The organism is Hydrogenophaga sp., assembly GCF_051860785.1.
In the GTDB taxonomy this organism is placed as follows: Bacteria; Pseudomonadota; Gammaproteobacteria; order Burkholderiales; family Burkholderiaceae_C; genus Hydrogenophaga.
On record NZ_JBIMLB010000004.1, the window covers coordinates 195,907 to 210,584 of the forward strand.

A 14,678-nucleotide genomic window follows, 5' to 3' on the forward strand; every position below is an offset into this window, starting at 1 on the left:
CCAACGTCCATGACCGACCCCGTCAAACCGCCCGTCCCCGTGCGCGCCCTGCCCAATCTGATCTTTGCCAGCCGCTGGCTGCAATTGCCGCTGTACATCGGGCTGATCGCGGCGCAGGCCATCTACGTCTTCCATTTCTGGGTTGAACTGGTGCACCTGATCGAGGCCGCCTTCGGCAGCCAGGTCGCGCTGGACAAGCTCATCCACAGCATCGGCTACAAGAGCGATGTGCAGCTCACCGGGCTGAATGAGACCGTCATCATGCTGGTGGTGCTGGCGCTGATCGACGTGGTCATGATCTCCAACCTGCTGATCATGGTGATCGTGGGCGGCTACGAAACCTTCGTGAGCCGCATGCACCTGGAGAACCACCCCGACCAGCCCGAGTGGCTGAGCCACGTGAACGCCTCGGTGCTGAAGGTGAAGCTGGCCACCGCCATCATCGGCATCAGCTCCATCCACCTGCTCAAGACCTTCATCAACGCGGCCAACTACGATGAGAAAGTGCTGATGTGGCAGACCATCATCCATGTGGTCTTTCTCCTGAGCGCCATGGCGATCGCCATGACGGACCGCCTCATGGCACATCCCGCCCCCCGGGACGAACACTGAGGCTCCCCTTTCAGCGCCCGACCATCTGATCCGCACGCACCCACTGGTCGAACTGCTCGGCCGTGATGTGGCCCGATGCGATAGCCGCCTCGCGCAGGCTGCTGCCTTCCTTGTGCGCCTTCTTGGCAATGAAGGCCGCCTTGTCGTAGCCGATGTGGGGGTTGAGCGCCGTCACCAGCATGAGCGAGCGCGACACCAGCTCGGCGATGCGCTCGCGCTCGGGCTCGATGCCGACGGCGCAATGGTCGTTGAAGCTCACCATGCCGTCGGCCAGCAGACGCACGCTCTGCAGGAAGTTGTGCGCCACCATGGGCCGGAACACGTTGAGCTCGAAATTGCCGCTGGCGCCGCCGATGTTGATTGCCACGTCGTTGCCAAACACCTGGGCGCACAGCATCGTCACCGCCTCGCTCTGGGTGGGGTTCACCTTGCCCGGCATGATGGACGATCCCGGCTCGTTCTCGGGAATGCGCAGCTCGCCGATGCCGCTGCGTGGCCCGCTGGACAGCCAGCGCACGTCATTGGCAATCTTGTTCATGCTCGCCGCCAGCGTCTTGAGCGCACCATGGGCATGGACCAGCGCATCGACCGAAGCGAGTGACTCGAACTTGTTCGGTGAGGTCACGAACGGCAAGCCGGTGAGTTCGGCCAGTTCGCGCGCCACCCCTTGCGCGTAACCCTTGGGCGCGTTCAGACCCGTACCCACCGCCGTACCGCCGAGGGCAAGTTCGCACAGGTGCGGCAGCGCGTCGCGCAGATGCTTCTCGCCGTGCGCCAGTTGCGCCACCCAGCCCGACATCTCCTGCCCCAGGGTGAGCGGCGTGGCGTCCTGCAAGTGGGTGCGGCCGATCTTCACGACGTCGTCGAACTCGCGCGCCTTGGTCTCCAGCGTGCCGCGCAGGCGGGCGATGGCGGGCAGCAGCCGGTGCGTGATGGCCTCGACCGCCGCCACGTGCATCGCCGTGGGGAACACGTCGTTGCTCGACTGGCTGCGGTTCACGTCGTCGTTCGGGTGCACCAGTCGCCCTTCCCCGCGCTCGCCACCCAGCAGTTCGCTGGCCCGGTTGGCGAGCACCTCATTGACATTCATGTTGGTCTGCGTGCCTGACCCGGTCTGCCAGACCACCAGCGGGAATTCCACCTCGTGGCGTCCGGCGATCACCTCGTCGGCCGCCTCCACAATGGCCTGGGTCTTCTTCTGATCCTGCAGCCCCAGCGCGTGGTTGACCACGGCGGACGCTCGCTTGACCTGCGCCAGGGCTTTGATGATCTCGCGCGGCTGGCGCTCGCCGGAGATGTCGAAGTTCTGCAGCGAGCGCTGCGTCTGGGCACCCCAAAGGCGGTCGGCAGGCACGTCGATGGGGCCGAAGGTGTCGCGCTCGGTGCGCATGGGTCTGGTGTTCATGAGGAGTCTCCTGTCGGCGGGCCATTTTCGCCATCGATCTGCTTGCGCCGCCGCTTCCAGAGCGTGGTCCGGGATATGCCCAGCCGCCGAGCGGCTTCGGAAACCCGTCCACCCGACAGCGCCAGCGCGTGCTCGATCTGGTCGAACTCGGCCAGATCGCGCGCATCGGCAAGTGTGACGGGTGCCACCGCATCGAGGCGCTGTTCCGGAAACAGGTCGGAGGGGGTGACGCGCTCGCCCTCCACCAACGCGGCGGCGCGCTCGATGCGGTTGCGCAGTTCCCGCACATTGCCCGGCCACGGGTGAATCAGCAAGGCGGCCAGCGCCGCCTCGTCCAGGCGCAGACCCGGCATGCCGTTGCGCTCGGCCGCTTCGCGCAGAAAACGGGTGGCCAATGGCGCGATTTCGTCGCGACGCTGGCGCAGGGGTGGGATGGTGAGTTCGACGACCGCCAGCCGAAAGTAGAGATCTTCGCGGAATTCGCGCTGGGCAATGCGTGTCTGCAGATCGGCGTTGGTCGCAGCGACCAGGCGGCCTTTGAAGCGCAGATCGCCGCGGCCCCCCAGGCGTCGAAAGCCTCCGTCCTGCAGGACCCGCAACAGGGCGGTCTGCAGGCGTGCATCCAGTTCGCCGATCTCATCCAGGAACAGCGTGCCCTCCCCCACTTCCTCGAAATAGCCGGCATGGGCCGTCGTCGCTCCCGTGAAGGCGCCGCGCTCATGGCCAAAGAACTGGCTCTCCATGAGCTCGCGCGCGATGGCGCCGCAATTGACCGCCACGAAGGGTTGTGCCGCGCGCGGCGACAGGGCATGGATGTGGCGAGCTGCCACTTCCTTGCCCACCCCGGTTTCGCCGCACAGCAGCACCGCCAGATCGCGTGCGGCAAGGCGCTGCAGGTCGCGCTCCAGACCCGCGGTGGCCTGCGATGCGCCAAACACCGCCTCGGCACCCGCAGGCGCGTCATGAACCGGTGGGTCGTGGGCCAGGGCGCGCACGCGCGCGACTAGCGCATCCACATCGTAGGGCTTGGTGAGGTAGTCGTCGGCGCCCGCTCGCACCAGGCGCACGGCCTGGCCGATGTCGGCAAACGCGGTCACGAACAGGATGGGCGTGTCGCCCAGGTACGGCATGGCGCGGCGGTAGAGATCTTCGCCGGAGCCATCGGGCAGGCGGATGTCGGAGACCACGAAGCCCGGTCGGCGCAGGCGCAACGCGTCCATGGCCTGTGCACAGGTTTCGGCCCAACGCACCGCAAATCCCTCCAGGCGCAGGCGTTGCGCCAGGGCGCCGCCCAGCACGCGGTCGTCTTCAATCAGGAGGATATCGATCATTCCGTGGCGTCCATGGGCAGGTGCAGGGTGATGTGGGTGCCTCCCTGCGAGTGTGCATCCACCGACACGCGGCCACGCAACTGTCGCACCAGCCGCACGATGACCGCCACGCCCAGCCCGCCCTGGCCAGCGTTCGCTTCGCCGCGCGTCAGGCTGCGGGCCACATCGGGCGCCATGCCAGCGCCCTGGTCGATCACCTCGAGCACCAGGGTCTGGTCCTGCTGCCTCACCGCCAGTCGCACGCGGCCGCCCTGCCCGGTGGCGCGCACCGCGTTGATCAGCAGATTGAGCAGCACCTGGCGCACTTCCGTGGCCGCCAGCGGCCATTCGTCGGGCAGGCCGGGTGCGGCTTCGAATGCCACCTGCACGCCGCGCTGGGCGGCATCACCCGCCACCAGGCGCTGCACATCCTGCAGATCCTGCAGACGCAGGCGTCGCTCGCCGGCCCCGGGACGGTGGGTCTTGAGCGTCGCATCCACCACATCGCGCAAGGCGAGCACGCCACGCTCGATGAAATCCAGCGCGTCCTGTCGCGCTTCGGGCTGATCGCCGAACTTGCGCAAGGTCTGCACTGCGGTGACCATGCCGCCCAGGGGATTGCGCACCTCGTGCGCCAGCGTCGCCGCCAGCCGACCGAGTACCGCTTCCCGTTCCTGCTCGGACAACAGCGAGAGCATGGCCTCTCGCTCACGGGTGTCGTCGGCCATGCGGTTGACCGCGCGCATCAGGCGCGCGGACTCCGGATCGCTGGTCTGGATGAGCGACTCTGGCAACGCCAGCCCATGTTGAAGGTGCTGCGTGACGAGCGCCACGGGACGCTGCATCTGCCGCGCCACCAGAAAACCGAGCAAGGCACACACCACACTCACCAGCAGATCGAGCAGCAGCAGGCTGCGGCGCAGTTGCTCGCGTTCGTCGCTGAAGGCGGTCACGTCCAGGTTGGCCAGCACGCGGCGCGAGTCGTCCAGGGTGCGCCAGACCCAGATGCTCTGGTCGTCATCGGCCAGCCGTGCGCCCAGTGCCACATCAAGCACATCCTGTGGCCAGGGAATGTCACCGAGGCCCGCGCGCTCGACCCGTGCCAGTGCCTGTCCCTGGGCGTCGAGCACGGCAAGGCGCCGATCCTCCACGCCCTCGGTCACCGCCAGGGAAAACTCCAGCACACGGGTGACTGCAGCAGCATCGCCTGTGGCGAGCGCGGGCAGCAGCGCGGCCGACAGTCCGTCGAGGTACACCTGCCCGATGCTCGCCATCTGCGATTCGAACTGGCGCGAGACGGTGTGCATCGCCACCTGGGTGGTACCGATGGCCGCAGCGAAGATCATCACCGCCACCACCGCAGGCAGGCGCACGGTCAGCGGGAGTCGGCGGTACCAGGCCAGCATGGAACGGACGGTCGGCATGCACCGACCTTACCAGCGCCGTCAATCCCCCAGCAGCTTCAGCGGCACCGGCCCGCGCCAGCGCAGGCGCTGCACCACATCCACGCGCAGTTCCAGCACGCCCTGGTCGAACCAGGCCTCGGACGCCACCGCAATCACCGTGCCCGCTGCGGCCATGCCCTGGAGCAGTCGGCGCGGGCGCCCTTCCTCGAGCCGAACCGACCAGGTCAGGCCCGACTGGAGCGCCTTCTGTTCGAAGCGCTGGATCACATCGGCGGCGGTCTGGCGCGCCTGCATGAGTCGCCGATCGCGCATGCGCTGGGCGTAGGTGATGCCCCAGGCAGACACCGGTCCCACATGGGCCAGGCGCGGCGCATCGATGATGGCCACTCCGCACAGTTCGGCTCCATGCTGGCGCGCGAGTTCCACGGCTTGGTCCATCGCTCGGTCGACTTGCGGCCCTTCGGTGAGCGCCAGCACCACACGCTGAACCGGGCTGCGCTCGGCCCCGAAGCGCCCGCGCGGCAGCACCTTTGCCAGACTGTCCTGCGTCGTCCCTTTCCACAGGGGCGCCCCGCCCACATACGCGGCGCGGCCCAGCAGATGGCCGGCCACCGGCGTGGTGAGCAACAGGAAGACGATGGCCAGCCCCACCTTGATCCACGTGGAGAGGCTGCCATCGGCCACCGCCACGCCCAGCAGAACCAGGCCACTGCCGACCACGCCGGCCTTGGTGGCAGCGTGCATGCGCATGAAGAAGTCCTGCAGACGCAGCACACCGGTGGAAGCCAGCAGGCACACCAGGGCACCGCTCACCAGCAACAGGGAAGCCAGCCAGATCGTCATGGGGTGTCCTCCTCGCGGATCGAACCGCGTTCGATGAAGGCGGCAAAAGCCACCGTGGCCAGGAAGCCGATGAGTGCCACGCCCAGGGCAATGTCCACGAACGCAGGACTGTCGGCCACCAGCGCCGCCAGTGCCGCTGCCGCCACACCGAGCAGGCTGAGCATGTCCAGCGCCACCACACGGTCGGCCGCGTGCGGGCCGCGCACGATGCGCACGCCGGCCAGCAGCATCGCCGCCAGCAACAACATGGCCGTCAGGCCCAGCACCCACAGAGGAAGGCTCATGATCGCTTCTCCTCGCCCAGCGCGGCACAGACACGGGCTTCGAATCCATCCACGATCTGCGCCACCGGATCGCCTTCGAGGTTCATGACATGGGCGTACAGCGTGCGTCGGTCGGATGACACGTGCAGGCTGGTGGTACCGGGTGTGAGCGTGACCATGTTGGCCAGCATGGCAATGCCGGCGTCGCTGCGCACCGTCAACGGAATCGCCACGATGCCGCTGCGCAGGGTACGCCCGGGTCGCAGCACCGTCAGCGCCACCTGGTGCACCGAGAGAAGCAGTTCGCGCATGAACAGGCCGCCCAGTACCAGCCAGTTCCAGATCGATCGCATCATGGGGATACCTCCTGGCCGAGCACGGCCTCGATGTAACCGTGCGGCACCAGCAACTGGTCGGCCGCACGAAGTGAAAACTCGATGAAGGGTTCGGTCGCGAGGCCGATGGTCAGCGTGATGGCTGCGAGTCCCACCACCGGGAGCAACATCGCCCAGCGGGTGCGCGGCGCTGCACGCCAGGCCGCCGAGGCCTGGGCCGAATTCGCCGCGGGTGCTTTCCAGAACGCCTCGTTCCAGATCTTCACCATGGAATACAACGTGAGCACACCCACCGCCAGTGCCACGCCAGCCAGCACGGAGTGGCCTGCGTCCAGGCTGGACTTGACCACCACGAACTTGGCCCAGAAACCCGAAAGCGGTGGCACGCCAGCCAGCGACAGCGCAGGGATGGCGAACAGCAGCGCGAGCAGCGGCGTGCTGCGGTGCAGACCACCCATCGCCTTGAGGTCGAAGCCGCCGCCTGCCAGGCGCATGGCCCCGGCAATGAGGAACAGGTTGGCCTTGACCACGATGTGGTGCACCACATAGAGCACCGAGCCGGCCAGCGCGAGCGGCGTGGCCACCGCGATGCCGACCAGCATGTAGCCGATCTGACTGATGATGTGGAAGGACAGGATGCGGCGAATGTCGAAATGCGCGGCCGCGCCCAGCACACCTGTGACCATGGTGAGCACCGCCACGGCGCCGATGATGGGCCCGGTGTAACCGGCATCGCCCGTGAAGATCAGCGTGAAGCTGCGCAGGATGGCGTAAACGCCCACCTTGGTCAGCAATGCCGCGAAGATCGCCACGACCGGCGCGCTGGCCGTGTGGTACGCCGCCGGCAACCAGAAGAAGAGCGGAAACAACGCAGCCTTGGAGCCGAAGGCGAGCAGGAACATCACCGCCAGCGTGGTCACCAGCCCCTGGTTTTCCACGCCGGGCAGGGTGCGTGCGATGTCGGCCATGTTCAGCGTGCCGGTGATGCCGTAGAGAAAGCCCACCGCCATCAGGAACAGGGTGGTCGCCACGAGGTTGAGCGCCACGTACTTGACCCCGGCGTCCAGCTGGGCGCGCGTACCACCCACCACCAGCAGACCGAACGAGGCGATCAGCATGATCTCGAACCACACATACAGATTGAAGAGATCGCCGGTCAGGAAGGCGCCGCAGACGCCCATGAGCAGGCCGTGGTACAGCGGGTGGAAGAAGGCGCGCTCACGTTCGCGCGCGCCGTCCACCAGCGCATAGACCGAAATGGCCACGGCCATCACAGCGGTCACCAGCACCATGACGGCAGACAGCAGGTCGGCCACGAAGCTGATGCCGAAGGGCGCGGCCCAGGCACCGAACTGGGTGGCGAGGATGGTGCCGTCGTACACCGCCACCAGCAGCGCGACGGCGGCTGCCAGCAGAGCCACGCTGCCCGCCACGCTGATGCCGCGCTGCGTGAGCGGGTAGTCGCGCAGCAGGGCGCACACCGCGAGCGTCACCAGCGGAATCGCCACCGGGAGCATGAGCAGCAGGTGGTGGCTGATCATCTCGGCTCCGCCTCGCGCATGGCTTCGGTGTCGAGCGTGCCCAGCCGCTGGTGCGCCTGTTCGAACAGCACCACGGCGTAGGCCACCAGCGCGAACGAGATGACGATGGCGGTGAGGATGAGCGCCTGTGGCAGCGGGTTGGCGCTGACGGCAATCACCGTCTCACCCTCGGGCACCAATGGCGGCACGCGTGAGCCCAGCCGGCCAGAGATGAAGATGGACAGATTGGCCGTATTGCCCAGCAGCAGCAGGCCCAGCACGATGCGCAGCACGTTGCGCGACATCAGCAGGTAAGCCGCGATGGCGGCCATGAAGCCAAAGGCGAGCACGAAGAAGAATTCCATCGATCAGTCGTCCAGGTAATGCGAGAGGAACACCAGCACCGAACCGAGCACGGCGAGGTACACGCCGATGTCGAACAGCAGCGCGGTACCGACGACGAAGCCGCTGTCCCAGATGGCCCACTGGTGCGTGAGAAAAGGCTGGCTCAGCAGCAGGCCAGGCAGGCCCGAAGCCACCGCCAGCATGAGGCCCACCGCCGCAATGCCGCCCGGCGAGAGGCGCAGCGTGGCCAGCAGCCGCTCACGACCGCGCGGCAACGCATGGATGGCAAAGCCCGCCGCCGCCATGAGCCCGCCCACGAATCCACCACCGGGCTCGTTGTGGCCGCGCCAGAGCAGGAACAGCGAGAACGCCAGCGCCACCGGCAGGACCAGGCGGCCACACACGCGAAGGATGAGCGGGTTCATGTGGCCTCCTGGTCGTCGGCCCGGCGAGCGCGAACGCTGGCGATGACGGCCGCCGCTGCCAGCGCGGCCAGCGCCAGCACGGCGATCTCGCCCAGCGTGTCGAGCGCGCGGAAGTCCACGATGATCACGTTGACCAGGTTGCGGCCGTGCGCCTCGGGCACGCTGGCAGCCCGGAAGAAGTCCGAGAGTCGCGCGTCGAACGGCGTGGCCACCACAGCCAGCAGCACCAGCGTGGCCACCAGCCCGAAACCTGCGGCGATCAGCGCGTCGCGTCGGCGTTCACCGCGTCTGCGCATGTCCACTTCGTGAAACGGCATGCGTCCGACGATGGCCAGCAGGATGACGATGGCGAGTGCCTCGACCGAGAACTGCGTGAAGGCCAGGTCGGGCGCGCCGCGGTACAGGAAGGTCAGCGCCACGAGAAAGCCCACCATGCCGGCGGTGACGATGCCAGCCATGAAGCTGGCTGCGCGGAGCACGGCGGCACTGGCCAGCACCAGGAGCAGAGGCAGCGCCACCTCGGGGCCAACTTCATCCCAGTGCGGCCAGGCGACGGCGTAGCCACCGCGCAGCCACAGCGTGAGCAACAGGCACACCGAAGTGAAGGCGAAGAACGTGCCGAGGTAGCGCCGCAGGCTGCCGGTCTGGATGCGGCGCGTCTGCCAGGCGGCCACACGCTGCAGGCCCAGGATGGCGTGGTCATAGCCGGTGTCGGTGCCCCAGCGGTCAATGGCCGACCAGCCCGCAAGGCGGCGTCGCAACAAAGGCCAGCCCGCCAGCGCCGCACCACCCAGCACCAGTGTGAGTCCACTGAGCGCCAGCATGGGCGTGAAGCCATGCCAGAGCGAGAGCTGCAGTTCCACCGTGCGCCCGGCCACGGCGCTCGCGGCGGGCGCCAGCAAGGCCGCGGGCCAATGCGGCATCAGGCCGAACAGCAGGCCCAGCGTGGCCAGCACCAGCGGACCGACCCACATGGCCGCATCCGGATCGTGCGGCGTCGAGGGTGTGGATTGCGCAGAACCGAAGAAGCACCGCCAGGCCACCACGCCCGCCACCACCACCATGCAGACATTGGCCAGCAGTGCCACGGCCAGCGGCCACCACGCACCACCGAGTGCCACTTCGTAGATCAGCTCCTTGCCGATGAAGCCCACGAAAGGTGGCAACCCCGCCATGGAGAGCCCTGCCAGCACCACCACGAACGCGGTGAGCGGCATGGCCCGAGCCAGCCCGCCCAGGCGAGTGGCGTCACGCGTGCCGGTCGAGTGGTCCACGATGCCGGCCACCATGAAAAGGCAGGCCTTGTAGAGCGCGTGCGCCAGCAGGAAGGTGACCACGGCAGTGGCCGCCATGGGATGCGGCAGGCCGATGAGCGTGACCAGCGTGCCGAGGGACACCACGGTGGAATACGCCAGCACGCGCTTGAGGTCGCTCGCGCGCAGGGCCAGCAGCGTGCCGGTGGCCATGGTGAGCACGCCCACAGGCACCATCAAGGCACTCCACAGAGGATGCTCGCCCAGCGCGGGGTTCATGCGCGCCAGCAGGTACACGCCGAGCTTGACCATGGTGGCCGAGTGCAGAAAGGCCGACACGGGCGTGGGCGCGGCCATGGCGTTGGCCAGCCAGGCGTGCAGCGGCGCCTGGGCGGACTTCGCGAAGGCGCCCAGCGCCACGAGCACGATGATGGCCGGCGTCAGCGGATGTTCGAGCAGCATCGGCCCCTGGGCCAGGATCTCCGAGATGCGCAGCGAGCCCGCTGCCGATCCCAGCAGCACGATGCCGGCGAGCAGGCACAGCCCGCCTGCCACGGTGACCAACAACCCCTGCTGTGCCGCACGCCTCGACGCCGGCCTCTCCGGTTCGTAGCCGATCAGCAGAAACGAGGTCAGGCTGGTGAGCTCCCAGAACACCAGGAGTGCGATCAGGTCGTCGGCGAGCACCGTGCCCAGCATGGCGCCCATGAACAGCGTGAGAAAGGCAAAGAAACGCGGCAGATCCTGCGAGCCGCGCAGATAACTCGCGGCGTACAGGTAGATGCCGGTACCGATGCCGGTGATGAGCAGCGCGAACAGCAGCGATAGACCGTCGAGCCGCAACGACAGGTTCACGCCCAGGCTGGGAATCCAGGTGTGCTGCTGCAGCACCACCTGACCACCCGTGACCTCGGGCCACCACGTCGCGAAGGCGATGAACAGTCCAGCGGGCAGCGCGGCGAGGCCGTGGGCCAGGCCGCGGCGCACCAGGACCGGTGCCAGAAAACCAGCGGCGAACGTCGAAAGAACCAGGGTGGCAAGCATCACGCGGAAAAGTCTCCTTGTCCCCTGAGACATCGCAAGCACCGTGCCGGTCAACCGGGCCTCTTCAACCCTTTAAAATCAACAACTTGCGTGAGCGCCGGCCCTGCCGTGTTCAGTTTTCGCAACCGGTGTGCGCCGCCTGTTCGCCCCGCTGAACAGGGGGCCTTGGCTACACTGGTGAGCTGCCTTCCATCAACCCATCCAAGTCCTCCCCATGACGACCACGATCCAGCGCGACGACCTCGTCGAAAGCATTGCCGCCGCCCTGCAATACATCAGCTACTACCACCCGGCCGACTACATCGCCCACCTCGCCCGTGCCTACGAGCGCGAGCAGAGTGCCGCCGCCAAGGACGCCATCGCGCAGATCCTGACCAACAGCAAGATGAGCGCGACCGGCCAGCGCCCGATATGCCAGGACACCGGCATCGTCAACGTGTTCCTGAAGGTCGGCATGAACGTGCGCTGGGAAGGCTTCACCGGCAGCCTGGACGATGCCATCAACGAGGGCGTGCGTCGTGGCTACAACCACCCGGACAACACGCTGCGCGCCTCCGTCGTCGCCGATCCGCAGTTCGCGCGCAAGAACACCAAGGACAACACCCCCGCCGTGATCTTTACCGAGCTCGTGCCCGGCGACACGGTGGAAGTGACGGTGGCCGCCAAGGGCGGCGGCAGCGAGAACAAGAGCAAGATGGTCATGCTCAACCCGGGCGACTCGGTGGTCGACTGGGTGCTCAAGACCGTGCCCACCATGGGCGCTGGCTGGTGCCCGCCGGGCATGCTCGGCATCGGCATTGGCGGCACGGCCGAAAAGGCGGTGCTGATGGCCAAGGAAAGCCTGATGGACGACCTCGACATGTACGAACTGCAGGCCAAGTCCGCCAAGGGCGAAAAACTCAGCCAGGTCGATGAATTGCGCCTGGAGCTGTACGAGAAAGTCAATGCGCTGGGCATCGGCGCACAAGGCCTGGGTGGCCTCACCACCGTGCTCGACGTCAAGATCAAGACGTACCCCACGCACGCGGCCAGCAAGCCCGTGGCAATGATCCCCAACTGCGCGGCCACGCGCCACGCGCACTTCGTGATGGACGGCAGCGGCCCGGTGTACCTGGATGCCCCCAGCCTGGACCTCTGGCCCAACGTGAACTGGGTGCCCGACACCCAGAAAAGCAAGCGTGTCGACCTGAACACGCTGACGAAAGAAGAGGTTGCCAGCTGGAAACCCGGTGACACCCTGCTGCTCAACGGCAAGATGCTCACCGGCCGCGACGCCGCGCACAAGCGCATCCAGGACATGCTGGCCAAGGGCGAGAAGCTTCCTGTGGACTTCACCAACCGCGTCATCTACTACGTGGGCCCGGTCGACCCGGTGCGCGACGAAGCCGTGGGCCCCGCAGGCCCCACGACCGCCACGCGCATGGACGGCTTCACCGAGATGATGCTGGCCGAAACCGGCCTGATCGCGATGATCGGCAAGTCCGAGCGCGGCCCGGTCGCGATCGAGGCCATCAAGAAGCACAAGAGCGCCTACCTCATGGCCGTGGGCGGCGCCGCCTACCTGGTCTCCAAAGCCATCAAGACCGCGAAGGTGCTGGGCTTTGCCGACCTCGGCATGGAAGCCATCTACGAGTTCGACGTGGTCGACATGCCGGTGACGGTGGCGGTGGACGCGGGCGGCACCAGCGCGCACATCACCGGCCCGGCCGAGTGGCAGAAGCGCATTGCCACGGGCGAGTTCAAGGGCATCGAGGTCGCTGCTGCTTGAAAACTGTCGGCGTGTTCGACAGCGGTGTCGGCGGCCTGAGCGTGCTGCGCGCCCTGCTTGCCGAACTGCCGGGCACGCGCTTCGTCTACGTGGCCGACAGCGCGCATGCACCCTACGGCGAACGATCGGCCGCAGAGGTCTCCGCGCGTACCGATCGCATCACTGCTCACCTGCGCGAGGCGCATGGCATCGATGCGCTGGTGCTGGCTTGCAACACCGCCACCGCGCACGCCATCGACGAACTGCGCAAAACCCATCCCGACCTGCCGGTCGTAGGCGTGGAGCCTGCGCTCAAGCCTGCCGCCACAAGCAGCCGCAGCGGGCGCATTGGCGTGCTGGCCACACGGGGCACCTTGGGGAGTGCGCGGTTCGCGCAGTTGCTCGAACGGCAGATCCACGCCGCCACGCGCCCCCTGCATTTCAGTTGCCAGCCCTGCGATGGCCTGGCCGATGCCATTGAAAGACACGACGCACCCGCCACGCTGGCCCTGTGCGAACGCTACCTGCAAACGCTGAGCGAACAAGCGGGACCGGATATGGACACGCTGGTATTGGGTTGCACGCACTACCCGTTCGCGGCGGAGGTTCTGAGCCGCTTGTGCGGCCCTCAGGTCACGCTGGTGGACACCGGCACGCCCGTGGCGCGCCGCACGCGCCAGGTCCTGGGCACGACCGCCACGGCGGGCGGGTCGGCAACGCCTCCCCTGCTGCTGGCCAGCGCTTCGCCGGATGCGCTCGCGCAAGCCGCGCAACGCTGGCTGAACATTCAGATCCCGGCCAGTGGCCTGCCCGTCTGAGCGTCAGCGCGTGGGTGGTGCCTCGCCAAGCGCAGCGGCTCGCCCCCGTTCCATGTTCACCGGCATCAGCAGCGCCAGGCCGATCAGGAACAGCACGGCCGTGAAGCCGATCGCCAGCCGCTGGTTGCCCCCGGTCATCCAGGTGATGGCACCGTAGCTGAGCGGGCCGATGATGCTGGCGACGCGCGTGGCGAAGGTCCAAAGGCCGAAAAACTCGGCCGACTGTGCCGGCGGCGCCAGCATGCCCGCCATGGCCCGGCCCGACGACTGGCTCGACCCCATGCACACGCCGGCAATGGCCGCTGCGTACCAGAAGCCCCCCTTGGTGGTGGTGAGCGCGGCGATGATGCAGGTCGCCACCCAGCCCACCAGCGTGATCCCCAGCGCCAGCTTGTGGCCCAGGCGGTCCTGCCAGTAGCCGAAAGCCAGTGCGCCCAGTGCCGCAGCGATGTTGAGCACGAAGATCAGCACCATGGTTTCCTGCTGCACGAAACCGATCACCTGCTCCGCATAGATCGCCGCCAGCGTGATCGCCACCGCCACGCCCCCCTGGTAGGCCGCCACGCAGGCCAGCAGCCACATGAAGTCGCGGTACCGGCGCGCCTGCTGGAACGTGCGGTGGAGCTGCCGCAGCGACTCGCGCCAGCTGCCAGCGCCAGCAGCACCCGCCTGTGGTTGAGCGCGCTCCCGCAGCAGCACCAGGGTGAACAGCGCCGCCGCACCGAAAACCGCAGCGGTGATCAGCATGGTCACCGGCACGAACTGCGCCGCCTTCTGGCCCTGGGCCTGCGCCCACAGCACGTAGCCCAGGCACAAACCCAGTGCCAGCATGCCGCCGACATAGCCCAGGCTCCAGCCCCAGCCACTCACACGGCCCATGGCCTGCGGGTGAGCCAGTTCGGGCAGAAAAGAGGCCACCAGCGACTCACCCCAGGCGAAGAACACGTTGGACACCACGATGAGCACGATGCCCAGCACCACCGCGCCCGGCCCCACCAGCCCCAGCGCCGCCGTGGCCAGCACGCAGCCAACGGTGGTCATCATCAGCAGGCGCTTCTTGGCCGCATGCCGGTCGGCCCAGGCGCCCATGGCCGGAATGGTGAACATCACGATCAGGTGCGACAGGCTCAATGCCGCTGTCCATGCAAATGTGGCCCAGTCGGCACCATCGGCCACCGCGCCCACGAAATACGCCGCAAACACCGCCGTGATGACGACCGTGGTGTAGCCCGAGTTGGCGAAGTCGTACATCGCCCAGCCGAACACCTCGCGCTTGCGCACGCCGGGATTCAGGGCATCGGTGGAGAAAAAGGCCATGCGCGCTCCGGAGTGCGGGTCAGTGGGACCGTGCA

Annotated in this window: 14 protein-coding genes; 3 read left to right on the plus strand and 11 right to left on the minus strand. The window is 67.5% G+C overall.

Annotation, left to right across the window (positions count from 1 at the left end; all coding sequences use genetic code 11):
• Window positions 1-9: 9 nt before the first annotated feature.
• Entirely contained in the window at window positions 10-612 is a 603-nt protein-coding gene (locus tag ACTIF6_RS07940; protein ID WP_439587422.1) for a TIGR00645 family protein, read from the plus strand.
• A gap of 10 nt (window positions 613-622) precedes the next feature.
• Here ACTIF6_RS07940 and fumC read toward each other — a convergent pair whose 3' ends face one another.
• Genes fumC through mbhE form a run of 10 tightly spaced genes read right to left on the minus strand, consistent with a single transcriptional unit; the run spans window position 623 to window position 10,761 of the window.
• A complete protein-coding gene (gene fumC / locus ACTIF6_RS07945; protein WP_439587423.1) occupies window positions 623-2,017 on the minus strand; it encodes a class II fumarate hydratase in 1,395 nt (464 codons plus the stop codon).
• Window positions 2,014-3,348 carry a sigma-54-dependent transcriptional regulator gene (locus ACTIF6_RS07950; RefSeq protein ID WP_439587424.1) on the minus strand — a complete coding sequence of 445 codons (1,335 nt, stop codon included), beginning with the start codon at window positions 3,346-3,348 and terminating at the stop codon, window positions 2,014-2,016. The genes fumC and ACTIF6_RS07950 overlap by 4 nt, the downstream gene beginning before the upstream one ends.
• Entirely contained in the window at window positions 3,345-4,751 is a 1,407-nt protein-coding gene (locus tag ACTIF6_RS07955) for a sensor histidine kinase (protein WP_439587425.1), read from the minus strand. Before ACTIF6_RS07955 ends, ACTIF6_RS07950 begins: the two co-directional genes overlap by 4 nt.
• A 21-nt stretch (window positions 4,752-4,772) precedes the next feature.
• Window positions 4,773-5,576, minus strand: a complete 804-nt coding sequence (mnhG, locus tag ACTIF6_RS07960) for a monovalent cation/H(+) antiporter subunit G (protein WP_439587426.1) — start codon at window positions 5,574-5,576, stop codon at window positions 4,773-4,775.
• Window positions 5,573-5,860, minus strand: a complete 288-nt coding sequence (locus ACTIF6_RS07965; RefSeq protein WP_439587427.1) for a monovalent cation/H+ antiporter complex subunit F — start codon at window positions 5,858-5,860, stop codon at window positions 5,573-5,575. Before ACTIF6_RS07965 ends, mnhG begins: the two co-directional genes overlap by 4 nt.
• Window positions 5,857-6,195, minus strand: coding sequence for a Na+/H+ antiporter subunit E (locus ACTIF6_RS07970; protein ID WP_439587428.1), 339 nt, complete (start codon window positions 6,193-6,195; stop codon window positions 5,857-5,859). Before ACTIF6_RS07970 ends, ACTIF6_RS07965 begins: the two co-directional genes overlap by 4 nt.
• The gene (locus tag ACTIF6_RS07975) at window positions 6,192-7,715 is read right to left on the minus strand and encodes a Na+/H+ antiporter subunit D (protein ID WP_439587429.1); all 1,524 of its coding nucleotides are present in this window, start codon (window positions 7,713-7,715) and stop codon (window positions 6,192-6,194) included. The genes ACTIF6_RS07970 and ACTIF6_RS07975 overlap by 4 nt, the downstream gene beginning before the upstream one ends.
• Window positions 7,712-8,059 (minus strand): NADH-quinone oxidoreductase subunit K, encoded by a 348-nt coding sequence (locus ACTIF6_RS07980; protein WP_439587430.1) that lies wholly within the window; start codon window positions 8,057-8,059, stop codon window positions 7,712-7,714. Before ACTIF6_RS07980 ends, ACTIF6_RS07975 begins: the two co-directional genes overlap by 4 nt.
• A 3-nt stretch (window positions 8,060-8,062) precedes the next feature.
• Complete coding sequence (locus ACTIF6_RS07985) at window positions 8,063-8,464, minus strand: MnhB domain-containing protein (RefSeq protein ID WP_439587431.1); 402 nt, start codon at window positions 8,462-8,464, stop codon at window positions 8,063-8,065.
• A complete protein-coding gene (mbhE, locus tag ACTIF6_RS07990; protein ID WP_439587432.1) occupies window positions 8,461-10,761 on the minus strand; it encodes a hydrogen gas-evolving membrane-bound hydrogenase subunit E in 2,301 nt (766 codons plus the stop codon). The genes ACTIF6_RS07985 and mbhE overlap by 4 nt, the downstream gene beginning before the upstream one ends.
• A 214-nt stretch (window positions 10,762-10,975) precedes the next feature.
• On the opposite strand from mbhE, the gene ACTIF6_RS07995 reads away from it, so the two are divergent.
• A complete protein-coding gene (locus ACTIF6_RS07995) occupies window positions 10,976-12,529 on the plus strand; it encodes a fumarate hydratase (RefSeq protein ID WP_439587433.1) in 1,554 nt (517 codons plus the stop codon).
• Complete coding sequence (gene murI / locus ACTIF6_RS08000; RefSeq protein WP_439587434.1) at window positions 12,526-13,326, plus strand: glutamate racemase; 801 nt, start codon at window positions 12,526-12,528, stop codon at window positions 13,324-13,326. Before ACTIF6_RS07995 ends, murI begins: the two co-directional genes overlap by 4 nt.
• 3 nt (window positions 13,327-13,329) lie before the next feature.
• Here murI and ACTIF6_RS08005 read toward each other — a convergent pair whose 3' ends face one another.
• Entirely contained in the window at window positions 13,330-14,643 is a 1,314-nt protein-coding gene (locus tag ACTIF6_RS08005; protein WP_439587435.1) for an MFS transporter, read from the minus strand.
• Window positions 14,644-14,678 lie beyond the last annotated feature (35 nt).